Below are 25,293 nucleotides of genomic sequence, written 5' to 3'. Positions count from 1 at the left end.
CATTATTTCACCACTAACCCATTTTATACGCTGAGTCTAACGCGACCGCATTTTTTTCAGCTTCAATTGCTCTTTGCGCCGTAATCACAGCCCTACTTACAAGCTCATGTTTTTGAGCAATATCGATATCATCAGGTATTCGCTGCCCATCAGTGACATAAGTCACGGGTAAGCGTTTTTCCACAATTAGCGAGATCGCCTCGCCCAAACTACCTGACTCATCCATTTTGCTTAAGACACAACCATTCAACCCAAGGTTTTTATAAACATTAAAAGCTTGTTCAACGACTCGGCGCTGACTACTACAAGAAACGACTAATAGTTTTTTTAATCGCAAAGTGACACTTTCAAGCATTTCCAGCTGCGCCTCGCTATGCGGCTCTTGCGCATTCAATCCCGCCGTATCAATCAGCACGAGGCGTTTATTCTTAAGAGAGTGTAGAACATCATCTAAGCTATTTGCTGCATCAACGACCCTGACGGGGACATCCAAGATACGCCCAAATGTACGCAACTGTTCATGGGCTGCTATACGGAAGGTATCAGTTGTCACTAAGGCTAAGCTAGAACTGCCATATTTCAATACATAGCGCGCCGCTAGCTTACCTATAGTGGTTGTTTTACCTACACCTGTAGGCCCTACAAATGCAACCATACCACCACGTTCAATAAAATCCTCGCCTAGTACAGGAATAGAATCCGATAAGCGAGACAACGCATTTTTCCATGCTTTATTAGGCGGCAGCCCCACCTCCATTGAACCTAAAAGATGGGCTGATAATTTTTCACTAACACCTAACATTTCCAACTTTCGCTGTAATGGGGGTTTTGAAAAACCAGAATTAACATTTGATCCTGATAAAGCCTGCTGACTTAATAGATTTTTGAGCTGCTCAATTTCATTCTGCATTGATCTAATTAAGCTACCTCCCCTCTCCTCTTCAGGCTGAGGGATTGATAGTTCTTCACGCAGATCAAGACCAAGATCAGCATCATCAAGCACCGAACCTGTCATGAAGTTTCGGTGAGCGGCATCCGCTTTCTTCTTCTGCCTCTCTTTAAGTGAGGCTAAGATTGCGCGCAGCTCATCATCATCATTATCAAGCTGCCGGTTAACTTTGCCAGATGTGTCATAATTTTGACCACTCCCCATCTCAGCTTCAGCGATCTGCATTCGGGCCTTTTGCAATTCACTTGCCAGATCCCCTTTTTGACCATGAGTTAAGACGTCAATTTGGCTTTGCCGTTTTTGCTCTACTTTCTTCTTACGAGAAAACTCGTGTTGTGCCGCCTCATAATCATTTTCATGGGCAGCAACAACCTCAACACCACCCGCAACGCGATGGTTCGATACAATGACGGCATCAGGACCTATTTCATCCCGGACCCTACGCATGGCCTGGCGCATATCTGGTGCGAAGTAACGTTTTACTTTCATATCAATTCCTTATCGGCCAAATAAGGCTCAGCTAAAATATACTTAACCATTAACTTCACCTCCCACCGTTGCAACGATAGTGACCTTTTTATTTTCAGGAATTTCCTGATAGGAGAGCACATGGATCTGATGCTCGCCATAACGAACAAACTTGGACATTAACGGTCGAACAGGCGCTGCGACCAATAGCACTGAAGGACGCCCCATCATCTCTTGCTGTGTAGCTGTTTCAGACAAAGACGTTTGTAATCGCTCCGCCATACCCGGCTCCAAAACTAAACCGTTATCTTGCCCCTGCTGCACAGAATTCAACAATAGTTGCTCCAGCTGTGGAGCCAAAGTAATAACAGGCAGCTCAGGTTCTGAACCATTAATATTCTGAACAATTAAACGAGCTAAGGAGATTCGGACTGCCGCTGTTAATCCGAGGGGATCTTGAGTACGGCTCACGGCATCAGCAAGAGATTCCGCAATCGTTCGAAAATCTTTTAAAGGGACCTGTTCCATTAGCAAGTTCTGCAATACCTTCAGCAACACACTGAAAGAGAGCTTTCCTGGGACCAATTCTTCCACTAACTTAGGTGAGGTTTTGGTCAACATATCCAGCAGCTGTTGCACCTCTTCATGCCCCAACAACTCATGCGCATGCACTTGAAGCAATTGATTTAAATGTGTAGCTACGACCGTGGATGCATCAACTACCGTGTAACCTAGAGATTGCGCCTGCTCTTTTTGTGACTGTTCAATCCAGATCGCGTCGAGACCAAAAGCAGGATCTTTTACTTCAACCCCCTGCAACTTACCAAAGACCTGACCGGGGTTTATCGCAAGTTCTCTATCTGGATAAACTTCAGATTCCCCCACTACAACACCCATTAAGGTAATGCGATACGCACCGGGCAAAAGATCAAGATTATCTCGAATATGGACCGACGGGACTAAAAAACCAAGATCTTGCGATAGCTTTTTACGAACACCCTTGATTCGGCTTAATAACTGACCTCCCTGCATCTTATCGACCATAGGAATTAAACGGTATCCCACCTCAAGGCCGATCATATCCACAGGCATCACATCATCCCAATCAAGGTCTTTCTTCTCTGCCTCATCCTCTTGCGGTAACTCTGCTTGTTCTTTTACCTGCTGCGCTTCCGCTAAAGCTTTCTTTTTCTCTTGCTGTATAACCCACCATGCTCCCCCGCCTGAAGCTGCAGCCAGTGACAAAAACGCCACATGGGGCATACCGGGGATTATCCCCATAATGGTCATAATCCCCGCAGAAACTGCAAGTGCCTTAGGCGAAGCAAACATCTGCGAGATAACCTGTTTACCCATATCATGGGAAACATTTTGTCGAGTTACCATGATCGCTGCCGCAGTAGACAATAACAGTGACGGGATCTGTGCAACCAAGCCATCACCAATGGTCAGCAGTGAATAGAAACGCATAGCCGTTTCAAAATCAAGGTCATGCTGAAGCATCCCTATACCCAAACCGCCCAGCAAGTTGATCACTAGAATCAAAATACCCGCAACAGCATCGCCTCGAACAAACTTTGAGGCACCATCCATTGATCCGTAAAAATCTGCTTCTTGGGTCACATCTTGACGACGTGCGCGCGCTTCCTCTTGACCTATAAGACCTGCATTCAAATCAGCATCGATCGCCATCTGCTTGCCGGGCATCGCATCCAATGTAAATCTCGCACTTACTTCTGATATACGCCCCGCACCTTTAGTCACTACAACAAAGTTAATAATAATCAGAATAAGGAAGACAACAAAACCAACCACATAGTTACCGCCAACAACTACCTCACCAAAGGCTTCGATGACCTTACCGGCAGCATCACCACCCTCATGGCCAGCCAAGAGAACCACACGGGTTGACGCGACATTCAAAGAGAGGCGCATCAATGTTGCAATCAGAATAATGGTCGGAAAAATAGCAAAATCGAGGGGGCGATCGGAGTAGACACAAACCAGCAGAACAACAATAGAAAGAGCAATATTAAACGTAAACAATACATCTAACAAAAAAGGCGGAACGGGCAGTGTCACCATCGCCAAGATAACAAGCAGCAGCAAAGGCACACCTATATTGCCTTTACTTAATCCGCGAACATTATCGAGAATTACCGCTTTATCCACCCAAACCCCAAACCGTCAAAAAAACATCATTTAAAAGTATCATTCGACCAACACAGCACATACTTACACAGACAAACAAAAAATACGCTGTTTTTTTGACGAACAATCACACAATGGCAAGAAAATGCAATTTTCGAGCCATTTATAGATCATCTTTAAACTCATCAGGAATAGGCAACTCATCTACCTTAACCTCTGTAGGTCGCTCAGCTTGTCGACTTTTAAAACGCTTAAGCTGAAACACATAAGCCAGCACTTGAGCCACAGCCATATATAGCCCAGAAGGGATCTCATCATTAATTTCAGTAGAGTTATAAATAGCACGCGCCAAGGGCGGAGCAGAGAGTATAGGTACATCATTGGCTTCAGCTATCTCCCTGATTTTGAGAGCAACAAAATCTACGCCTTTAGCCACCATAATCGGCGCATTACGATCATCGCCTTCATATTTAAGAGCGACGGCATAGTGGGTCGGGTTGGTAATGACAACATCAGCCTCAGGCACAGCACTCATCATCTGCCTTTGCGCTATTTCACGCTGCAACTGCCGAATACGCCCTTTAACTTCAGGCTTACCTTCCGTATTTTTTAACTCATCTTTAACTTCTTGAAGGGTCATTTTCATTTTTTCTGTGTATTCATAGAGCTGATAAGGCACATCAACCATAGCCACCAAGATCAACACCGCGCTCAATGCCATAAAGACCCAGATAATGATCTCTAAGGCAGAGTCTATTGCCGGCCTAGGCTCGAACGTAGCCAAAGCCAAAAGATCTCCCCTTATATTCCACAGAATAAGAATGGCAAACCCACCCACCAAAGAGAATTTCGCTATAGCTTTGAACAACTCGACTAAAGACTTCAGGGAAAACATGCGCTTAATACCCGCCAACGGGTCAATGCGACTACCTTTTGGCGCAATAGAATCAGCACTAAAGTTCCACCCGCCTAAAGCGATAGGGCCAACAATAGAGGCGATAAGAAGAGAGAAGAAGACACCGGCTAAACCCAGCAATGCATCCCATACCGACAGATCAAAGTGGGCGAGCATTTTATTCGGATCAAAAACAGCCTGTCTATCAAGCACAAAATTACTCTCCATCATACCAAGCATATGCTCAGCAAGTTGAGAGCCAAAAATAATGACTGAGAAAACAGCGGCCATCAAAACCAAGGTTGTCGCAAGTTCCTTAGATCGCGGAACATCGCCTTTTTCTCGGGCTTCACGTATTCGCTTGGGGGTGGGGTCTTCGGTTTTCTCTTGACCAGAATCTTCTGCCATTAAACACCCTTAAATAAACAGTTGCTCAATATAATCTAATACAAAACTAGAGATTCTCATATATTGATCAAGAAACCCTCCCAAATTCACCCAGTTAATAAATAACCCCAACACCATAGTAAAAGGGAAGCCAACCGCCAAGATATTCAACTGAGGTGCAGCCCTAGACATAATACCAAACGCCATATTAACCACTAATAATGCAGTTACTGCCGGGAGCGCCATAAGCATTGCAGCAGAAAACATCCAGCTACCCGCCATAGCGACCCTCCAATAAGCATCACGATCTAAAGCTGAAAGGCTAACCGGTACAACATCAAAGCTTCGCACAATAATCTCAATCATCACCAAATGACCATTGAGCGATATAAATATCATCATAATCAACGTTAGGTAAAATTGCCCCAACATAACCACAGATATACCGTTAGAGGGATCCGTCATAGATGCGAAACCTAAACCCATCTGCATAGCGATAATCTGCCCGCCCAGCACAAAAACCTGGTAAAAAACCTGAAACAGAAATCCCAGCATTGCACCAACTAAAATCTGCTGACCGATAACAAGGTAGGTGTTAACACTCAAGCTATCAAGTGGAGGCATATCCGGCAACAAAGGCGCAACAACAATAGAGACAGCCAGAGCAAGCATTAACCGAACGCGGGCATTAATTAACTGACTACCCAGCAAAGGCACAGCCATAAAAAATGATGCGATACGAAAAAAGGGCATAAGGAAAGCAGAGATCCACTGTTCAACCTGTAGAACACTAAGCTCGAACAAAGGGCTAACCTATAAGATATGGAATATTTTTGATCAATCCTGAAAAATGCTCCATCAAGGTATTCAGGATCCAAGGCCCCGCCCACATAATGACAAGAATCGTCATCAATAAGCGAGGAAGAAAACTCAAGGTCTGCTCGTTAATTTGTGTAGCAGCCTGAAAAGTGGAAACAATTAAACCAACAATCAAACTCGGCACAATAATCACCGAGACTAAAAGAACAATTAGCCAAAAAGCCTCACCAAATATACTAAGTACAACCTCTGGAGTCATAGACGACGTCCCGATTCTACACTTTTAAATTCCAAAACTCGCCGCCAAAGTACCAATGACCAGCGCCCAACCATCTATAAGAACAAATAACATTATCTTGAAAGGAAGGGAAATAATGACTGGCGACAACATCATCATACCCATCGCCATTAAGACACTCGCCACTACAAGATCTATAACCAGAAAAGGAATAAACAACATAAACCCTATCTGAAAAGCCGTTTTCAACTCACTCGTAACAAACGCAGGCACCAGAACAGTAAATGGAATCTCGTCCGCACTAGCAACCTCAGGGGTTGCTGATATCTTCATAAAAAGACCCAGATCACTCTCTCGTGTTTGCAGCATCATAAAGTCACGAAAAGGAACACTCGCTTTCTGAAACGCTTCTAACATTGGCAGCTCCTCATTTGCATAAGGCTGCACCGCCTCAACATACACTTTATCCAGAACAGGCGTCATAATGAAAAGCGTAAGAAACATCGCCATACCTACCATAATTTGGTTCGATGGCGTTTGCTGCAACCCTAACGCTTGACGCAAGATGGAAAACACAATAATGATTCGCGCAAATGAAGTCATCATGATGAACATAGCTGGCAAGAACGTCAGCATAGTCATCAACGCAAGCACTTGTAGTGTTACGCTATAGTTTGTTTCGCCGCCTTCACCTGTCGTCAATGTGAGTGCAGGTATACCAACATCTGCAGCCTCTACTGCAAATGCAGTCGATCCCAAAGCAACAAAGAGAAGTACTGAAAACAGTTTATTCATCTCCACCTCCGCTCTTCTCTTCAGAAACTCCGCGCTGCTTCACAACCTCAGCTAAACGATTGGAAAAACTATCTGTTTTCTTACTACTCGCGTTCTCGATCTCACCTTGATCAAATGCATGCAGACGGGACACTCGCCCAGGCGCAACACCTAACAATAAATGTTGCTGACCTACCTTAACTAAAACTGCTTTTTCACGTGCACTCAATGGCAAAACACCGACGACACGCATATCTTTTGTCATAGAAGATATGCCAGAGAAACGCTTTAATACCCAAGACAAGATAAATATGATTGCAACGACAACACACAAGCCTACTACAAGCTGAATCAAAGCCTCTCCAGAAAAAGGCTCCTTAAACACAGGAGGTATAGAACTGGGCATAGAAGTATTTGCTGAGGATGCAGCATCCCCTGAAAAAACAGAGCTTGGCAGCATCAGGAGCGCTAAGAAAAGTATTGGCCGCATATCCCGTTATTTCAGCCGTTTAATACGTTCTTGCGGACTAATAACATCTGTAAGCCTGATACCATAGCGATCATTCACTACGACAACCTCACCATGTGCAATTAGAGTCCCGTTAACCATCACATCTAATGGCTCACCAGCAACCCGATCAAGCTCGATAACAGAGCCCTGATTTAACTGCAATAAATTACTAATAGGTATATCTGTCTGACCTACTTCCATTGATAAAGTCACAGGTATATCAAGGATGACATCTAATTTAGGATCAGATACGGGTGTCCCTTCATCCTGTAACTCATCAAGCTCAACCGATGTTCCAACAGCACCCGTTGCAGCTAACAACTCATCAGGATCAACCGCGCCGTCACCCTCATCAGTGACCTGTTCTTCCATTGCTGCCGCCCATTCATCAGCCAGTGCTTGCTGATCTTCAGTTTCATCACTCATCTATTTTGCTCTCTAATAATCTTATCTGCCGTTTATTTAGGGCGTACTATCTGATCAACAATTTTTACAGCCAAGTTACCCCGAGCAACCCCCATAGTACAACGATATACAGGCACTTTGTTAGCCTTTAACTCAAACGAAGATGGCAACTCTATAGGTATTACATCACCCGCCTCTAACTCCAGCACATCACGCAATGTCATATCCTGCTGCGCCACCACCATATCGAGCGGAAGCTGCGCCATCAAAATATCTCTCTGTAACGCGATTTGCCAACGTTCATCTTTTTCATCTTCGTTATTCTGGAATCCAGATACGAGCAGATCTCTAATCGGCTCAAGCATAGAGTAAGGCATTGCCACATGAAACTCACCGGCCCCACCTTCAAGATCGACCTGAAAAGTACTTACAACCACCACCTCAGTAGGATTGATAACATTAGCCATTGCAGGGTTCATCTCATGGCCTAAATGCTCAAAACTTAGCTCTTTAACGGGATGCCATGCCTCTTCCAGATCCAAAAAGAACTGCTCCAATGCTTTATGAATAAGGCGGGTTTCTGTGGGCGTAAACTCTCGCCCTTCTATTTTTGCGTGACGCCCATCTCCACCAAAAAAGTTATCTACCAGCTTAAAAACTAGCTTAGCATCCATAATAAAGAGGGCGGTACCACGAAGAGGGGAAACCCGTACAAGGTTCATACTGGTAGGAACATATAGCGTGTGAATATAATCGCCATATTTCATAACCTGTACACCACCAACAGTCACATCAGCAGAACGGCGCAGCAGGTTAAAAAGACTTAGTCGAGTATAACGCGCAAAACGCTCGTTAACCATTTCAAGCGTCGGCATTCTGCCGCGAACAATACGTTCATGACTGGCTAGATCATAAGGACGGACTTCTCCGTCCTCAACTTCTATCTCTTCAGAAGTTTCAACATCACCATCGTCCACTCCATGTAAAAGAGCATCGATTTCATCTTGGGAAAGCAGGTCTTTGACTGACATCTAGCAAGATTCCTCAACTAAATACAATCGCATTACTGCATAACCATATTAGTAAAGAGAATAGTTTCAACACCGGGATTACCTATTTTTTCTTGCATAATCTCACGCACTAATTCAGTGGCATCATTTTGTAAAGATCGCTTACCTTCCAATGACTGTAAAACTCGGAAATTCTGTGCACTAAATAAGTTATTTAGCCTAGAAACAATCAAGGGCATATGAAGGGTTAACGCATCAGCAACTTTTTGATCACGAGTTTTCGCCTCTACATAAAGCTGCATATAATGCGAACGCTGATCGTCTGACTGGAGAGTAACTACAAACATCGGTTTACCCCCCATCGTTCTCACCTTAGTATAAATCGCTTCAGCCTTAACCGGCTCCGCTGGCGCAGTCTCTTCTGCGGAATCATCTCCACCAATAAAAAGGAATGCCGCAGTAGCTCCACCACCACCGATAATGAGGGCAAGTACAACGATAATAATTAATTTTAACTTAGACGATTTTTTTGGATCGCTTTCTTCTGTACTCGGTCCCTGTTCTTCAGCCATGTATAGATCCTCAGCAACATCACGGCAAGTGCTTTACGATAGCCGCATTGTAAAAATAGAATTAAGCCTAATATAACACACTGATTTTAAGTCAGGATTAAGTTTTTAATCTATCATTATATCTCAATGACTTACAACGCATACCACTTATTAAAAACTACCTAAAGCAACCCTAATATGGCTATTAACGGTACAAAGATGGTACAAATTTTGAACATCTACGCTCTCAGTGAGATCGTGCATAAAAACAAGGCTGATAGAAGACCTATAACTTATCCGAATAGATACATCATTGGCTAGATTAGCCATCTAGGCTTCTTAATCCCATAAGCGGACATTCAAGTTTATATTTATTAATATATTTATCCAGCATATCGGTTCAACAACCCAAACAAATACTCTATAAACTAAAATAACAACGAATGCACCTCTAACTCCGCCCTAGCCAATAAACCCAGAGTTGAAACAACCACATCCGACTTTTTAATTATGCACACGAACTCTTTCTCTTTAAGAATTTTATTTAAAGCAAGAACCTTTGGATTTGGTGCATCACGAGATATAACACCTAACTCTCTTAACATTCCCCAGTTCGAGAATTTTTCTGCAACTTGATCTTAAAGATGAATTGTGGGAACTATGACTAAAGTTCTCTCAGCCTTATCCACTATTGATGTAGCAAGCATTGTTTCCGTTTTCCCTGTACCGGTAGGAGGAACTATCGTTACCACACTACTTAACAAGGACCAATACGACATTAAGGATGGATTACACCCAATTGAGCCGGCCGCAGCTTCCAGCCATTAGCTCCTACGCGATTAACATTAACGTTATCAAAAAAAAGATAATTCATCCCCATCTACATGCTCAACACAGCCTTTGACTTCATACATCCCTTTCTTCTTTCCCTTCCCCCCCTTAATTCTGCTAAAAAACACACTCTAATTTATTAGCAACTTTACATATATGCTCTTTCACATGAGAGGTTCTGAATGTCCAACCCCCCTCTCCTAAAGCCAAATGAGACAAAACACCCACGTTAGTATTTTATTTAAATAATAGAAAGGCCTCGGCAATCCCTCCGCAAGAATAATGTCTGATACGCCAGTAACACTTCTTCAGCCAACTTCCCTTTCAATTTTTTGATGCATTAACACCCTTGGCGTGATGTTCATAAAATGAGGAAATATGTGTGTGGAAAGAGAGAGGGGGGGATCGATTCATCGACGAAACACCGTAGCGCAGCGAAGTATATTGAGAACCCCTTAGTTATCTTCGTTACTTTTAGCCCATTTTTTTGTTGTGAAAAGACAGCTATTCAAATATGTCACCTATACGCTTATAGCAGTCTATTTTATGCCCATCTGATGAAACCTGCTTAAGACAACTAACCTCAACGTTACAGGTTTTATTGAGAGCAATATAGGTACTCTATCTATTTTTATAGATGACTTAATTTATAAGGGTACGTCACCATTAATAGTATCAACCATCTTCTCGAAGTGACCACCCTACACTCTGTAATGGCAAAGCAACATATGTGGATATGCTAATTGCTTCTATCTTGCATGACACCAAGATTACAGCCAATGACATTTCAGAGCAGTATAGTCAGCAAGTATTGCATTACGTTGAAGCAGTGACAGACAACAAAACATTGTCTTTAGAAGAGCGACGGGATAAGCAAGTCAATACAATCAACACATATAATAATCCCGTCAAATACATTAAGTTAGATGATCACTGTAGCAACATTACAAGCTTACCACCTTCACGACCCCACGAAAGGCTAGGCAAGCTATCTGGCATGGTCACATCAAATAGCAGAGCAATGCTTTAGCGTATCTGAACCCTTGAAAAACACTTATCGCCGACACTACGAGACCACCTTAAACCAGATAAAAACCAACAAACCTCGCTAATATCTAGTACACTTTTTATTCAAGGAATAAGATAATTGGCTTTATTTAGGCGTTAGCTAAAAACTCTGTTGGCGATATAAAACGTTCTTTATTCAATTAATCAATAATAATGAACTTGTATTGTCATTATTAAAGCCTGATTTCTTACTCTATTGTCATCTAGTTAAAGGTTTAATGATAAATCTTTAACTTGTCATTCACTTATTGGTAACGATGTAATCATTCTTTTAGGTAAAGTAACAACGGCTATGGTTCCAACTCCTAAAGAACTCTCATACGATAATTTACCGCCATGTAGTTGTATTATCTGGTTGCTGATAGAGACACCAAGGCCGGTTCCTGGTATATTGCCAGATTTATCTGCTCGGAAGAACTTCTCACCTAAACGATCAAGTTCTTCTTCTGACATCCCTACTCCTTGATCACGAATCGTAATTATCTGCTCGTCAGAAGGTCCCTGATTGCAATGTACTTCAATTAATGTGTCTTTATCTGAGTACTTGACAGCATTGGAGAGAAGGTTAACTAGAGCTCTGCGTATTTTCTCCGAATCAAAATATGCCTCAATCTCATCGGGATAGAAACACTGTATTTGGATATTTTTCCATCTTGCAATTATCCTTGCTTGTTCACAAGCTTGATCCAGCGTATCTACTAAATTTGCTTGCCGCCTATCAATAAAGTGTTCATTCGCTGATTCAATTTTTGCAAGATCAAGCAAGTCATCAATTATTGATGTTAACAATTTTGATTGGTCATGAATTATACTCAGAAATTGATTCGACTTTTCTGGTTTATAATCAAAGTTAATCAATAACTCGCTGTAACCATAGATACCAGCAAGAGGGGTTCTAAGCTCATGAGCTGCTGTATTTAAAAATTCACTCTTTAAATGTTCGATTTTCTTTTCGTGTGTAATGTCCACAAAATAATAAACTTTCGAATAACCTTCACCATCTTGATGTTGGTAAAGTTTAACATGACACCTAAAAGTAGTATGTCGCTTATCATTTAAAACAAGTACAGCCTCTTCAAAATCTTTATTAAGACCGTCAACAGTTGATTCTGCTAAGTTCAACTCCCTTCGTAATATTAAATTAAAACCACTTAAAGATAGATAAGCTCTTAAAGACGAATCAAGTGATAATAACTGAGATAATTTTGTGTTGATATAAGTTATTCTCTCAACATTATTCACTATCAAGATACCATCTGGTGACATATCCATTGCGACATATTTTTCTCTAAGTTGCCACAACATTGAATTAAACGTTAAGGCCATCTGAGAGAACTCATCTCGGCCTTGAATCTGTATAGCCTCAGGGATGTGATTCGTAGTTATAGATCTTGTTGCAGCCTCAAATAAACTTAATTTCTTTTTTATACTCACTAACAAAAGAATAATCGCTATAATAATAAGTAAGGCGGCAATAGCATTCGCAAATAACAAGGCATAGAGTGTGTCTTTAAAGCGTAAATCTCTTTCTTTTAAGTAGAGATTCGCCTTAAGCTGACCCACAGTCATGCCTAAAATTTCAAACGATGTAACAAGGGGGAATACTTTCGATTCTAATTCTTTAGATGACACTAACCGATTTTTATCACGTTCAAAAATAACATCATCAAATGTCTGAACCTTCATACTTTCGATTATATCTAGGCTCATCAAAGAGTTTAAAATATGATTAATTGACTTTCTATCATTCGCAACGATAAGCGGTAAGAGTATATCTTGCAGATATGCCTCAAAATTTTTTGAATAATTTTCATACTCAGTATTAAGAGTCTGTTGCATCATTAATGAAGTGTAATAATACAATGTGGACATGACCACTACTGAGGTCAAAATTGAAAACATAGCTACTTTGTGTATAAAAGATTTTTTATACACGTCAAATTTAAGCCACACAGGAAAAACTCAAGGACGTAATTCTATAGACATGTTATATGCAAGAAATTTCCCGGAAATAACATCTGAATGACTAATGCCATGGACGCTAGTCCAATGTGTTTTTTTTTCAATACTTACAAGAACATTACGTAAACGATTCAATAAATTTTGACTAAGCTCGGGCTTAGCACTCAGGTAGAATGTTTCATTTTCATCATTTAAGCCATACATCTTGAAACCGTCCCACTCAGTAGCAGCATATATTTTCTCATCATAATTTACGATGCCATAATCCTGTAAGCCTTCTTGGACCGCTTCAATAACTTGACTATCATTTTCAAAAGCCACCAAAATGAATTGTTGATGCAGTTTATCAAAGTGATCCAAAATAGAACTCAAATCATTATGCTGATTATCTTTACTGATACCAACTATTACTCGTTGATGATTGTTTTTTGAGAGTTGCTGATTATTTCCAATAAGGACCAAGGCTTCATTATTACCTTTCAGCTTGAGTTTTCCGACCTCCTCTAGGTGGTATTTTGCAGTAAATATTGTGTTTAAGTAAAATGAACTGATAATAAGATCATACTCACCATCACTTAATGAACGATTAAAGCTGAGAACATCAGGCGCTGTTTTAAAGCGAAGGGCTACACCCATTAAATCAGATAAATCCTGCAGGATTGGAATCCACTTTTCAGCTACTAGGACGGCATCATTTTTAGGCTCAATACCAACGTTTAAGTAATTTTCATCTGCCTTAACATTTGCTGAATGCAACGCCAGCAACAATGCAATACTAAAATACTTTCGAAACATCCTATATCCCTTTAACAACTCCTTGTAGAAAGCGAAGTTTACCTCTTCACTTGTCTTAAGCAAACGTTTTTTGATCATAATTGCCATTGCACCCTAAGGTTCACAACCCCACTCCGACGGTTCGAATCTATCGGCAGATCTCCAGTTGGAACAGAATATTCCATACTCAACCCATAGTAACGATTATCAGTAAAAGCGATACCGACAGAAGAAGAAGATAATGATGACCGATTTCCATTTGATAGAAGGTGGGTACGAGCAGCATCGACAATAAAATAAGGCTCGATCTGCTTAATGAATGTTGTATTTAGTGGGTGTATATATCGAAGTTCGACTTCGCCAGCATATCCTCTATCACCTTGCGCCTGACCTTCAGGATAGCCTCTTGCAAAAAGAATATTACCGTATCGATCTTGCTCTGCTGAAGGTAGAATATCATCAGTCCACTGCCCATGTAGCCTAGTTTGTATCTGCCACTTCTTAGCGACTCGTGAGCGCCAAAACAACTCTGTAGTCAGATATGTAAAATAAAGGTTTTCAGCACCAGATACTGTTACACTGCTGTCCCCAAGCTCATTCTGGTTAGCACCTAAATCTACACCTTGCTTAAGTGCAACACTGGCTTGACGGACACTCTTGCTAGTATTGATTAGCAAACTGGTATACGCCTCAACAGCAGAGTATTTCAAATCTTTATTAATTTGAGCAAAAGAGCTCTGTGACCTTAACTTAAAAACTGACGCTTCATCAAAATGATGAATTTTACTACCAACCCACCAAGCATGAGTTTGACTCAGTTCTAGCGGGTAACTTAACCCTATACTATATTCTTCACGAGTTTTACTCTCGAAGTAATCCATCGGTATATCTACAACGGAAAAGCGATCCGTCTCGTCCGATTTATAATACCTTGCGCCTAACTGAACTGTTAAACCATCATCATTAATGAATTGCGAATAGGTTGCTGAATAAAACTTGTCTACATCATTAGAAAAAAGACCTGCGATAGTCAATTGATCAGCATATGAAGTACTTGAATTCACACCGACAGAAGCCAGTATTCTATTGGAATCAGAGTTATCTAAAGCTAAACTAGGCTGTATTAATTCTTTCTCAACTTGTTCAACTCGAATGGTCGTAGCGCCAGTTGCAGACATTGGCTTAGGAACATTGATGTGGAATTTATATCCTGGTGTAGCCTCAATTAATGAGACGTAGCGTTCAAATGTTTTCTTTGATAAAGGTCTTTCCTGCATCATACGAGTAACGTATCGTTCTATGCGATCTTCTATACGCTTACTGTCCACTTCCACCTCCGATCTAGCAACATACCCCTCCACCAGGCGAATTATTATTTTTCCTGATGATAAATCTTGTCCTGAAGGAATTGAGGCATACGAGAGAGGAAAACCAGACTTAGAGTACGCGGTTGTAATATTGTTAAGAACTTCAATTAACAACTCACGCTTAGCTTCTTTCCCTATAATTGGCTGAAGCCAGTCAGACACTTGCTCTAAACTAAAGACTGTTCCACCTTGTATCTCAATATTTTTTATTACTATAGACGAACCGCTACTCAACGATTCCGTACGTGTTTGTAAATCAGGAAGCTCTGTAGACTGTTGTTGAATTTGAGGTTTTCTCTCGAAGACTGTGTCAACTATAACTGGAGGTTCACTTGCATACAGCACTTCGATTTGAAAAAAAAAAACAACTTGAACAACTGTAACTACCCAGAAATTTTTAAAACCTCTTATCATTGCGTCCATACATCCCAAATCATTGAAAATATAATACCCAGCAATTTCAATATAAAATTGCTGGGTCCGATCTACGTCCTTTCCTTTAACGATTTATTAAATCGCCAAGAGCACCACCTACAAGTCCTGTATCTTCAGATCCTGCCAGACCTCCAACAACTCCTCCGACTGTATTAAGTACACCGCCTACAAGTCCGTCACCTTCAGAGCCTGTCAGACCACCGCCAGTAACACCGCCGACCGTATTAAGTAGGCCGCCTACAAGCCCATCACCTTCAGAGCCTGTCAGACCACCGTCAGTAACGCCGCCGACTTTGTTAAGCACACCGCCTACAAGTCCATCACCCTCAGAGCCTGTCAGACCACCAGCAACACCTCCGACTGTATTAAGTACACCGCCTACAAGTCCGTCATCTTCAGAGCCTGTCAGACTTCCAGTAACGCCGCCGACTGTGTTAAGCAGTCCACCACCGTTAGATCCTAAAAGACCCAATGAACCTCCAGTCAACCCATCTAATACTTGAGTCAAACTAGCAAGGAGCGGCTGATCTTGATTAATAAGTTCTGCGAGCAAACTAGTTTCACCAAGTAATAAACCGTTACCTAACAACTGGTTGAGTAAGTCACCTGAATCGTTATCAGCAAGTAAACCTGTAAGAGCAAAAGCGTTTAAGCCAACCGCATCTGATTCCTCAGCATCTATGGCAAGGTTACCATCTACCTGTACAAGTAGCTGCCCAACACCTTTCACTACACCTCCAGCGCTAGCTAGGACAATATTATCTTGCTTGTCAAAGCTCTCACCAAGAACAACTACGCCTGCACCAACATTTTCTATTAAACCTGTTACAGCAGGCGTAATAACGATAGCCTGACCAACATTTTTAATAACACCATCGACATTTATAATTAACGGACGTACAACTGCAGTTAGATTCTGCGTCAAAGAACTAGCAGCACCACCTTCTCCAACAAAGGCTAATGTTAGATAATCACCAATGCTGGTTACTTTTAGGCTTAGGCTATCCAACGTTCCACCAACTGTTGTCAAAACTCCGCTCGCCTCATCAAGCTGTGCTAATACGGGTAACGTTTCGAGCGAAGCCACTATTGTCCCTGTCTCACTTACAACGTTTCCTGTTTTAGATACTAGCCCTGTGGCTCCGGCAATTGTTGTTCCTAATGCATTATCATTTTCCGAAATATTACCTACACCATTATCGAGGCCATTAGACAGATCAGTGACGCCTTCACCTATAGATGAAACTACATTTCCAGCGCCATCAGTAACGGTTCCTAATACAGGGAGCTCAGTCTGGCTTATAGTTGCACCAAGAACCTCAATGGTCTTCCCTGCTTCGCCCGTCACATCACTTGAGTCTTCAACCGTTTTTTCAACAAAAGTACTTGAAGTCATCTCTTTAGGGGGGTCAGGTTCATTGCCATCTGGACCTGAGGACGAACTTCTAATATTTTTTCCGCCACTCCCAGAACAAGCGCTCACAAGCGATACGAGCAAGCTAACAGTCAATAGTTTGTATTTAACATCCATTTTTGGCCTCTTTATTCGAAAATCCGGAAACTATTTCTTATAAATTCTCTTTATTTTTAATTACATATCGGAAATTGTCAACACAAAACTCAATCAAAACTTGACCAAAAAAACATTAAAAACATAATAAAAAATTATTAATCATTTAAAATCAACAAGATAACAGCTTTCCTGGTGCTATTAATAGAAAATTACGAAATTATCACTTTTATTCCATTTTTTCTATTTTATAATATAGTTACTATCCGCTGCGTTATCAATCAGGAACAATATAATTAAGGTGATTTATGAGTCTTACAAAAGTTTTTGATGCCCTAGCAGATGCAATACTGATCATCAATCAAGTAGGTAAAGTAAATTATTTCAATCAACCTGCATCCGAGCTGATAAAGGGAACTCATGTTGACACGATAGGTATAGGCCAACTTGGCGACATGTTATCGCTTGTTATAAATGAGCAAATTCTTACACCTTACAGTTTCAACATTCAAACATCGTCTAACGCTAAATATCTGATAACCGTCAGTAAACTTTATTCACTTTATATTGTGGCCATGTGTATTCAGCCATCTGAAATTGATAACGATCAATTTCAATTCAATAAGAACCCCAAAAACTTTAACTCTATAAGTAATCAACTTCACGATTTATTCAATGATGAAGTTGATCTTTTTTCGACTTTTTTCATCTCAAAAATTCCCGACTCAGATTACCAATTACTGAATGAAGCTCATAACCTCAAAAAAAAGCTAAACCTGATGATGAATGCAATCTTCTTATCGGAACCAAAAAAACCAGAGTTACTAGTAGAAGTGCTAGGTTCTGTAGATTGTCAGTCCGAGCTTCCTCTTTTATCAAAAAATGTAGAACTAAATGTTTATGGCGTATCTAAAATTGATTCTCTACTTATTTCTTGTCACCCTGACTGGTTTAAAATAATTCTAAGTGACTGTTTAAATCATCTGATTTTTAATAAAGACTCTACATTTAATATAGCCGTTACTGTAGACCAAAGTTGTCATTACATCTCTTTACATATCACTGCTAGAAATAGTTCGATAGCCCACCTCCATCAGAATTTCACGATGAAGAAAATATTTAAGGGCTTAACACAAAACACTCACAAACAAACCAATGATAGGAAATCACACAACATTCCACTTGCGAGGTACCTTATTAAACGGCTACATGGGTATCTTGCAGTCCTAAACCAGGATCTTTCTCCCGGCATTATTATCAAGCTCCCTACATACCCTCCCAAACAAGATGAAAAAGATATGATGCATGAGCAGAGTAGGGTGTTTGCCCATGAGATTGGGCTGTTAAAACTAAAAATGGAAAAGGAAACTAACCAATGAGCACCGATAAAAGTATATTAATTGTCGATGATAATTGGCAACTACGTGAACTAGTTAAAATGACCTTAACTTTTAGTCACTATAAGCTTCATGAGGCTGAGAATGGACAGGAAGCTCTTCAACTCATAAAAGCAATTAAGCCGGGAATTGTTTTGCTGGATATTATGATGCCAGGTGAATTAAGCGGACTTGATGTTTGTAGAGAAATAAAATCCGATCCTAACTTATCTCATATAAGAGTAATCATTCTCTCAGCAAAAGGGCAAAAAGTTGACTTAGAAGCCGGTGGACAAGCTGGGGCTGATGCCTATTTTGTAAAACCATTCAGTCCTCTTAGCCTCCTCAATAGCATCCAATCGGTTACCGTATCATAATGAATAACCAGCATATGCCCACTAATTCAAGAGAATATAGCAAGTAAGATCCTCAATTTTTATTGTATGTGAAAGATTTCAATACACTGTTAAAAGAGCGCGATCAGACATACAAGGATCTATATAATGCTCACCTCAATACGTTAACTAGGCTAGCTAGAGCTGCTGAGTTTAAGGATGATGACACGGGCATTCATCTTACTCGAATGTCCAAGTTCTCTGAAATGCTTGCAAGAGCATTTGGTATGCCTAACGAATTCTGCGAATTAATTCGTATCGCAAGCCCTATGCATGATATAGGCAAAATGGGCATTCCAGATTCAATTCTGAAAAAGAAAGGGAAATTAGACGCTTCTGAATGGGAAATCATGCGTAAACATCCAGAGTTCGGCGCTGATATTTTAGGTGATTCAGATGTTCCAGTAGTTAAACTTGCCGCCGAAATAGCACTAAGTCATCACGAAAAATATAATGGCACAGGCTATCCTTATGGATTAAAAGGAAAGGAGATTCCACTTAGTGCGAGAATAGTCTCTATAGCAGATTTTTATGATGCATTAACTATGGAGCGATGTTATAAGCCAGCCTACTCTGATACTGAGGCCTTCAACTTAATAAAAAATGAAAAAAGCCAACATTTTGACCCTGAACTAGCTGAATGTTTTATCAGTATTCAGAAAGACATTATCTTAATGAAGAATAAAATAAACCAAACCAATTAATAGTAGATGTCAATCAATCAAAATATCAAAAGTATTGTATATAATGGTCGGAGATATAACTAACCTTAGGTATCACTAATGACAGCTACTGAGTACACAACAAAAGACATCGCTAAAATATTAGGCGTTACACAAAGGACGGTTCAATTATGGAGCGAGTCAGGAAAAATAGAATTTAGAAAAACAGCTGGCGGACATAGACGGTTCACTCAAGATACTGTTAATAAACTACTTGCAAACCAAAAAGATCTGGAAAATGAACAGTTCGATCCAAGTGAAGCTGCTAGTAGCTGTAAAGTTATGGTTATTGAAGATAATTCAATGCTTTTAAACCTATATAACATAAACATCACAAGCTGGGGATTACCAATTAACCTTGAGTTATGTCAGGATGGCTATGATGGCCTAATCAAAATTGGCTCATTCAAACCTGATGTTTTAATTCTTGACTTATCTCTACCTAGTGTCGATGGATTTCAAATTATTGCCACACTCTTAAAAAACAAACTGTTATCTAAGATGAAGGTAATCGTAGTCTCAGGGCTATCAGAAAATGAAATTACAGAAAACATACATCACATTAATCATATTTGCGTTCTGAGAAAACCTATTGATTTTAAGAGAATAAGAACTGAAATAGAGACACAGATAGCTGCTAACAACTCAAACATTGTCTAGCCGTATTAAATAACATTTTTGTTTTCTGTTTAATTACCTTTTTATACAGAAACCTATACAAGCTTTCTTCCCGCGGAATCTAGCGTAGGTGTAAGAGTCTTTGTCGTCGTTACTCCATTCAACTCCACCAGATACATACACTGCTTTTAGTTATGGCCGGAATTGAAAATTTTCGTTGGAATGATTTACGCCATACGTGGACATCTCAGCATGTCCAAAATGTAACCCATCTCTATGTACTTAAAGATCTAGGTGGCTGGAAGACCCTAGCAATGGTTGAAAAATATGCTCATATTGCACCTAAACATTTGGGGCAATATGTGGAGAATGCACGGGTAAAGGAAAATGGTTACGGTACAAGCGGTTTAGAGAAAAAAGGCACTTACTTACGTAAACGCCCGTTTTATATGATACCTAGGGTCGGATTCGAACCTGCACGACCGTGAAGTCAAAGGTTTTTAAGGCTGAAGATCAAGAACCACAAAAACTACTGTTTTTATAGTAAACGTCGAACAAGAAGCCGAAGTGCCATTACAAGAAAAACGAAAATAAGCAGGTATATCAATCACCCAAAACCGATCAGATGATAAACAACAAGCTAGTAGCCTAGTTTCAAAAAGCATTCTACGATAATTTACAGGTCGCCTAGCTATTCAATAATCATCAACGAAAGCGATCTAAGCATAGTAATCAACCAACGACATCGGCTTAGACTCCACTTGAGCAAGCGGCTCTTCACTACCCGCTTCTCCTGATTCCATATATGAGCTTCCTGAATTACCTGTTTCACCCTGCTCAGCAAACTGCTCTCTATGTTGCTGATCCGCAGACTGATCGGCCACAGATGAATCTTGCAAAGACAAACCTTGCTCAGCAAACATCTCGCGGAGCCTTGGCAAGCTCTGTTCAACAGCATCACGAACATGCGCATGAGGCGAGGTAAAATTAAGACTGACTTGCTGATCTTGATTCATGTGCACTCTGACACTTAAAGAGCCTAGCTCTGGAGGATCTAGCTGAATATTAGCTACATTTAGATTCTGCGTCGAAACCATAATAGCGCGTTCACCCAATGCGTTTTTCCATGCGGGTGTATTGATCTGAACTTGCTGCGGCATCATAAGGTTTTGACCATCAGACACCACCTTTTGAGCCTGTGTCGGCTGAATAACACCGGCTGTCGGCTGGGTCTGCGCCTGTACTAATGTTTCCATCCGTTGACTAAAGTTATTATCAACAGCCTTTTCATTCGCTGTCACCTTCTGCAATAACTGTTTTGACAACTCTAAAGCTGATTCAAATTTTTCAGGCAATACTCCTCCCGACACAGTTTTTGTCGACAACTCAGGCTTGACAGCCAATTCCGCAGCTACCTCTTTTTGCGCGTTTAAGCTCATTAAATCAACTTTATCTGAACTGCGCCCTACGATAGAATTATCCCTTTTCACACCAGAATGCAACATCGTATCAAGCCCATCATCGATCGACAAAGAAGCCTCAGCGCTAGGTACTCTTTCATTGGTTGATTTTGAGGGGAACGGCGAAGCGATTATAGCAGGGTTAACTTTAGCAGCGCCCTCAGTTACACGTATCTGTGCGGATAAGCCTACCTCAGGCGAACTCATCCTCGCATTTTGCGCTTCCAATACTGCTGTTTTTTCATCCCTAGTTAAACTTGCGAGCATAGCTACAGTTAGAGCATCTATAGCTTTCGCCTCTTCCGCATTGGACCCACGCTCTAATGCTAGAACATCCTCTGCATTACCCATTAACTTGGTAAGCACACCATTTTGCAGCACTGTCACATCAACGTCATCGGATAAAGCAACTTTATCGCTAGCCACCATAACCTTATCAAAGACAGCTTTAAGGGATTCAGAAAGCGCACCATTACGAATGCTTTCTTCAAGATCAGATAAAAGTATTGGGGGACCGACAACGGTCGCGGTAGCTAAGCCCTCATCCACATCGATCGGCGCGATATCAGAATCTGTGGTTGTAGCTTTCTCATCTATCTTTGAACGCTGCTCAGCAAACTGTTTCAATGCACTGGCAAGCTCTTCAGCAACTTCAGTCGGAAGCTCAGTCGGAAGTTCAGCACCTTCACCGTATTGTTGCTCTAACATCTGAGCAATGTAGAGCATCTTCTGCTCCAGTGAAATTTCAGGAAGCAAACCATTATCACTAACTTGCGGCAAGCTACCACCCGATTGCGGCAAGAAAGCGCCGCTAGCAAGTCCAGCTTCTTGCCCTGGCAATTGACTCAACACTGAACCAAAACCACTAAACAAAGCACCACCAGGAGCTAGCGAAGAGCCACTTTGTGACGATACTGATAGATTTAAAGTTAATAGCCCACTACCTGTGGACATTGATATTTGCTCGCTCATTCTAGGCTCCTATGAATTTGCCTAGTACAACAAAAGCAAAAAAGGGGCCAAGATTATAGGAAGGAGTTTTTCATTACTTGAGCACGCTCATCTATCTGCTTTTGCAAAGCTTTTTCCTCTGCTTGCATTTCAGCCTTGAGCGCTTTATCCGTCAGTTTTTGCATGCCCTTCATACGTGCATATGAAGTTTTCCAATGTTGCTCAACCGCCTCAAGCTCTTTTAGATTCTGAGCCATGGCATTGGTCTGAGCATCTTTGGCATCTTGTATCTTCTGCATAAAAGCTTGCTGTGCATGCAATTGTGCACCGGTACAGCCTTCCGCATTGACCCCCAGATAATTTTGATGGTATTCAGCTAAATATTGATCCAACTGCCCCATAGTTTTCTTATCTTGTTCAACTCGCTGACGACTAGCCGCAAGAAACTGATCCGCCTGTTTCTTTTTTCTCTCGGCAAGATCAAGAACTAACTGCAACCGCTTTGAACGTTTACTCATTTCTGCAAGCCATTATTTGCTGGACGACGTATTTGCTGGTTTAACTCCGCTTGTGGTGGTGTAGAGATAACCATAATCATCTGCTGCATAGATTCTTTTAGCGCAAAGGACTCATCCATACTCTGACACAGATAAGCGCTAATTGAAGGTAAATTTTCTATAACAAAATCAGTATCAGGATCACTTCCCTTAACATAAGCCCCTACATTAATAAGATCCTCGTTTTGATGATACTTAGAGTATAGCTGTTTAAATCGCATTGCCATTTTCAGATGATCCACCTCAACAATCTGTGGCATCGCACGACTAATTGAGGCCTCAATATCAATTGCGGGATAATGCCCCTGCTCAGCCAAACGACGCGATAGAACAATATGCCCATCCAAAATCGCACGTGCCGAATCAGCTACAGGGTCTTGCTGATCATCCCCTTCAGTCAATACCGTATAAAACGCGGTAATAGAACCACTACCCTCTTCACCATTACCCGCTCGTTCAACCAATTTAGGGATCTTAGCAAATACAGATGGTGGATAACCTTTAGTTGCAGGTGGTTCACCAACAGCCAGGGCTATTTCACGTTGAGCTTGAGCATAACGGGTTAGAGAATCCATCAGCAAAAGTACATTTTTCCCTTGATCGCGAAAATACTCAGCTATACGTGTCGATAATTGCGAAGCCCGAAGTCTCATAAGAGGTGAATCATCAGCAGGCGAAGCCACCACAACCGAGCGTTTCAGGCCTTCTTCACCTAAGCTATGCTCAATAAACTCTTTAACTTCCCTTCCTCGCTCACCGATCAGACCTACAACAATAATGTCTGCCTCAGTAAAACGCGTCATCATCCCTAGCAATACGGATTTACCGACACCACTACCAGCAAACAGACCCATTCGCTGGCCACGTCCGACCGTCAACAAGCCATTAATTGTTCGGATACCTACATCAAGAGGTTGCTTTATTGGCTCTCGCAAAAGGGGATTAATAATCTCGCCAGCTAAATCCGTTTCAGCTTCCGGCTGCAAAGACCCTTTACCATCGATGGGCTTACCCACACCGTTTAATATTCGACCAAGAAGATTCATCCCAACAGGGACTTTTCCAGATTCAGAAGACGCTATAACCCGTGTTCCAGACTGTAATCCATCGATTGGATATAAAGGCATCAAATAAATGCGGTCTCCAGAAAACCCCACCACCTCAGCCTCAACTTTATTTGTTTTGGATAACTCAATAAAACAGCATGCCCCCACAGCACACTTAATACCGACAGCCTCGATCGTCAAGCCGATCATACGCGTGATGCGCCCCTCTACACGCGGGCAAGGAGGATCTATTCGGTATTGAGAATAACGGGATAGTTTTTCTAGAAGCTTACTCATGATCGCCAGCAGCATCATGTTTTAGATTGTTATAGAATTGCCCTACAACTTTGGCAAAACGTGTTTCAACTTCATCTTGAATCAAAGTATTTTCAGTTTCAAGGTGAAACCCACCAACCGCTATATCAGAGGAAGCCTCTACAACAATAGAGCCACCCGGCAGAAGCAGTGATTGCTCAATAAACTCAGAATCGTCTGGATTCACTTTTAGAAGCACTGTCGTTATGGGTTCAGGCAGCTGCTGTAAGCCTTCTCGGATAGAAGATAAAAGCAAATCCTTTCTTGATAGCAGTTCAGCACCTACTGTTTTTTCAGCTAATAAAACAACAAGTTTCACTAGCTCTTCTTCGATAGCTGCGGTCGATTCATCCAGTGGAGTTTGTAATTCAGACAACAGACCTTTTAGCAGTGCTTGAAGCCTTTCAACTTCTGACTCTCCCTGCTGAAAACCCTCTTTGTAACCAATTTCTCGTCCCGCAACTAAACCTGCTGTATGTCCTTCCTCTTGACCTTGACTACGCCCCTCTTCTAAACCCGCCGCGAGACCTTCAATACGCGCAGTTTCCCGGATAGCTTCAAGCTCAGCAACAGTAATTTTTTCTGCAGCAATAACTTCATCAACAACGGTAACTTCGGCAATTGTTTTATGCTGAAGCGCAGTAGCGGCCGCAGAAGACTTTCCCATTTGAGGTAAAGTCCAGCTTTGAGCATCACGCACATCTTCAGCCCTAATACGTTTATACGCCTTAGTTTCGTTAGACATATA

General features: G+C 41.3%; 25 protein-coding genes. 7 read left to right on the top strand and 18 right to left on the bottom strand.

Annotated features, from left to right (window positions below; genetic code table 11):
• Positions 1 to 13 precede the first annotated feature (13 nt).
• The 10 genes from flhF to ACOQOE_RS03210 form a co-directional block, all read right to left on the bottom strand.
• The gene (flhF, locus tag ACOQOE_RS03255) at positions 14 to 1,438 is read right to left on the bottom strand and encodes a flagellar biosynthesis protein FlhF (RefSeq protein WP_067866470.1); all 1,425 of its coding nucleotides are present in this window, start codon (positions 1,436 to 1,438) and stop codon (positions 14 to 16) included.
• Positions 1,439 to 1,480: 42 nt separating this feature from the next.
• A complete protein-coding gene (gene flhA / locus ACOQOE_RS03250; protein WP_067866472.1) occupies positions 1,481 to 3,589 on the bottom strand; it encodes a flagellar biosynthesis protein FlhA in 2,109 nt (702 codons plus the stop codon).
• A gap of 142 nt (positions 3,590 to 3,731) precedes the next feature.
• Positions 3,732 to 4,871 (bottom strand): flagellar biosynthesis protein FlhB, encoded by a 1,140-nt coding sequence (gene flhB / locus ACOQOE_RS03245; RefSeq protein WP_067866474.1) that lies wholly within the window; start codon positions 4,869 to 4,871, stop codon positions 3,732 to 3,734.
• A gap of 9 nt (positions 4,872 to 4,880) precedes the next feature.
• On the bottom strand, positions 4,881 to 5,654 hold the full coding sequence (fliR, locus tag ACOQOE_RS03240) for a flagellar biosynthetic protein FliR (RefSeq protein ID WP_067866476.1): 774 nt from the start codon (positions 5,652 to 5,654) through the stop codon (positions 4,881 to 4,883).
• Between the two features lie 4 nt (positions 5,655 to 5,658).
• A complete protein-coding gene (gene fliQ / locus ACOQOE_RS03235) occupies positions 5,659 to 5,928 on the bottom strand; it encodes a flagellar biosynthesis protein FliQ (protein WP_067866477.1) in 270 nt (89 codons plus the stop codon).
• A 24-nt stretch (positions 5,929 to 5,952) separates the two neighbouring features.
• Positions 5,953 to 6,702 (bottom strand): flagellar type III secretion system pore protein FliP, encoded by a 750-nt coding sequence (gene fliP, locus ACOQOE_RS03230; RefSeq protein WP_067866479.1) that lies wholly within the window; start codon positions 6,700 to 6,702, stop codon positions 5,953 to 5,955.
• Positions 6,695 to 7,141, bottom strand: a complete 447-nt coding sequence (fliO, locus tag ACOQOE_RS03225; RefSeq protein ID WP_420554876.1) for a flagellar biosynthetic protein FliO — start codon at positions 7,139 to 7,141, stop codon at positions 6,695 to 6,697. The genes fliP and fliO overlap by 8 nt, the downstream gene beginning before the upstream one ends.
• 36 nt (positions 7,142 to 7,177) lie before the next feature.
• Positions 7,178 to 7,618, bottom strand: a complete 441-nt coding sequence (gene fliN, locus ACOQOE_RS03220) for a flagellar motor switch protein FliN (RefSeq protein WP_067866484.1) — start codon at positions 7,616 to 7,618, stop codon at positions 7,178 to 7,180.
• Positions 7,619 to 7,650: 32 nt separating this feature from the next.
• Positions 7,651 to 8,628: a flagellar motor switch protein FliM gene (gene fliM / locus ACOQOE_RS03215; protein ID WP_067866485.1), complete on the bottom strand. Its 978-nt coding sequence runs from the start codon at positions 8,626 to 8,628 to the stop codon at positions 7,651 to 7,653.
• A gap of 32 nt (positions 8,629 to 8,660) precedes the next feature.
• The gene (locus tag ACOQOE_RS03210) at positions 8,661 to 9,179 is read right to left on the bottom strand and encodes a flagellar basal body-associated FliL family protein (protein WP_420554875.1); all 519 of its coding nucleotides are present in this window, start codon (positions 9,177 to 9,179) and stop codon (positions 8,661 to 8,663) included.
• Between the two features lie 639 nt (positions 9,180 to 9,818).
• Here ACOQOE_RS03210 and ACOQOE_RS03205 point away from each other — a divergent pair.
• Together ACOQOE_RS03205 and ACOQOE_RS03200 are read left to right on the top strand one after the other, a co-directional pair.
• Positions 9,819 to 9,986: a hypothetical protein gene (locus ACOQOE_RS03205; RefSeq protein WP_420554874.1), complete on the top strand. Its 168-nt coding sequence runs from the start codon at positions 9,819 to 9,821 to the stop codon at positions 9,984 to 9,986.
• A 733-nt stretch (positions 9,987 to 10,719) separates the two neighbouring features.
• Positions 10,720 to 11,019 carry a hypothetical protein gene (locus ACOQOE_RS03200; protein WP_420554873.1) on the top strand — a complete coding sequence of 100 codons (300 nt, stop codon included), beginning with the start codon at positions 10,720 to 10,722 and terminating at the stop codon, positions 11,017 to 11,019.
• Positions 11,020 to 11,294: 275 nt separating this feature from the next.
• Here the strand turns inward: ACOQOE_RS03200 and ACOQOE_RS03195 are convergent, their stop codons facing one another.
• From ACOQOE_RS03195 to ACOQOE_RS03180, 4 genes are all read right to left on the bottom strand, one after another.
• A complete protein-coding gene (locus ACOQOE_RS03195) occupies positions 11,295 to 12,929 on the bottom strand; it encodes a HAMP domain-containing sensor histidine kinase (RefSeq protein WP_420554872.1) in 1,635 nt (544 codons plus the stop codon).
• Positions 12,930 to 13,019: 90 nt separating this feature from the next.
• Positions 13,020 to 13,892, bottom strand: coding sequence for a hypothetical protein (locus ACOQOE_RS03190; RefSeq protein ID WP_420554871.1), 873 nt, complete (start codon positions 13,890 to 13,892; stop codon positions 13,020 to 13,022).
• Positions 13,889 to 15,574, bottom strand: coding sequence for a ShlB/FhaC/HecB family hemolysin secretion/activation protein (locus ACOQOE_RS03185; RefSeq protein ID WP_420554870.1), 1,686 nt, complete (start codon positions 15,572 to 15,574; stop codon positions 13,889 to 13,891). The genes ACOQOE_RS03190 and ACOQOE_RS03185 overlap by 4 nt, the downstream gene beginning before the upstream one ends.
• An 85-nt stretch (positions 15,575 to 15,659) precedes the next feature.
• Entirely contained in the window at positions 15,660 to 17,126 is a 1,467-nt protein-coding gene (locus ACOQOE_RS03180) for a collagen-like triple helix repeat-containing protein (protein ID WP_420554869.1), read from the bottom strand.
• 287 nt (positions 17,127 to 17,413) lie between these two features.
• Here ACOQOE_RS03180 and ACOQOE_RS03175 point away from each other — a divergent pair, with 287 nt between their 5' ends.
• From ACOQOE_RS03175 to ACOQOE_RS03155, 5 genes are all read left to right on the top strand, one after another.
• Complete coding sequence (locus tag ACOQOE_RS03175) at positions 17,414 to 18,484, top strand: hypothetical protein (protein ID WP_420554868.1); 1,071 nt, start codon at positions 17,414 to 17,416, stop codon at positions 18,482 to 18,484.
• On the top strand, positions 18,481 to 18,858 hold the full coding sequence (locus ACOQOE_RS03170; protein ID WP_420554867.1) for a response regulator transcription factor: 378 nt from the start codon (positions 18,481 to 18,483) through the stop codon (positions 18,856 to 18,858). Before ACOQOE_RS03175 ends, ACOQOE_RS03170 begins: the two co-directional genes overlap by 4 nt.
• Positions 18,859 to 19,064: 206 nt before the next feature.
• Positions 19,065 to 19,580, top strand: a complete 516-nt coding sequence (locus ACOQOE_RS03165) for an HD-GYP domain-containing protein (RefSeq protein ID WP_420555459.1) — start codon at positions 19,065 to 19,067, stop codon at positions 19,578 to 19,580.
• A gap of 78 nt (positions 19,581 to 19,658) precedes the next feature.
• Positions 19,659 to 20,258, top strand: a complete 600-nt coding sequence (locus ACOQOE_RS03160; protein WP_420554866.1) for a response regulator — start codon at positions 19,659 to 19,661, stop codon at positions 20,256 to 20,258.
• A gap of 152 nt (positions 20,259 to 20,410) precedes the next feature.
• Entirely contained in the window at positions 20,411 to 20,704 is a 294-nt protein-coding gene (locus ACOQOE_RS03155; RefSeq protein WP_420554865.1) for a tyrosine-type recombinase/integrase, read from the top strand.
• Positions 20,705 to 20,935: 231 nt separating this feature from the next.
• On the opposite strand, the gene ACOQOE_RS03150 is transcribed toward ACOQOE_RS03155, so the two are convergent.
• From ACOQOE_RS03150 to ACOQOE_RS03135, 4 genes are read right to left on the bottom strand one after another with little or no spacing between them, the layout of a single operon-like run.
• Complete coding sequence (locus ACOQOE_RS03150) at positions 20,936 to 22,648, bottom strand: flagellar hook-length control protein FliK (protein ID WP_067866490.1); 1,713 nt, start codon at positions 22,646 to 22,648, stop codon at positions 20,936 to 20,938.
• Positions 22,649 to 22,701: 53 nt separating this feature from the next.
• Positions 22,702 to 23,145: a flagellar export protein FliJ gene (fliJ, locus tag ACOQOE_RS03145; protein ID WP_420554864.1), complete on the bottom strand. Its 444-nt coding sequence runs from the start codon at positions 23,143 to 23,145 to the stop codon at positions 22,702 to 22,704.
• Positions 23,142 to 24,527, bottom strand: coding sequence for a flagellar protein export ATPase FliI (fliI, locus tag ACOQOE_RS03140; protein WP_420554863.1), 1,386 nt, complete (start codon positions 24,525 to 24,527; stop codon positions 23,142 to 23,144). The genes fliJ and fliI overlap by 4 nt, the downstream gene beginning before the upstream one ends.
• A complete protein-coding gene (locus ACOQOE_RS03135) occupies positions 24,520 to 25,290 on the bottom strand; it encodes a FliH/SctL family protein (RefSeq protein ID WP_067866495.1) in 771 nt (256 codons plus the stop codon). Before ACOQOE_RS03135 ends, fliI begins: the two co-directional genes overlap by 8 nt.
• Between the last annotated feature and the right edge of the window lie 3 nt (positions 25,291 to 25,293).

Source organism: Neptuniibacter marinus (assembly GCF_965223595.1).
GTDB classification, from domain to species: Bacteria; Pseudomonadota; Gammaproteobacteria; order Pseudomonadales; family Balneatricaceae; genus Neptuniibacter; species Neptuniibacter marinus.
This window is presented reverse-complemented; position numbering and strand designations above follow the sequence as displayed.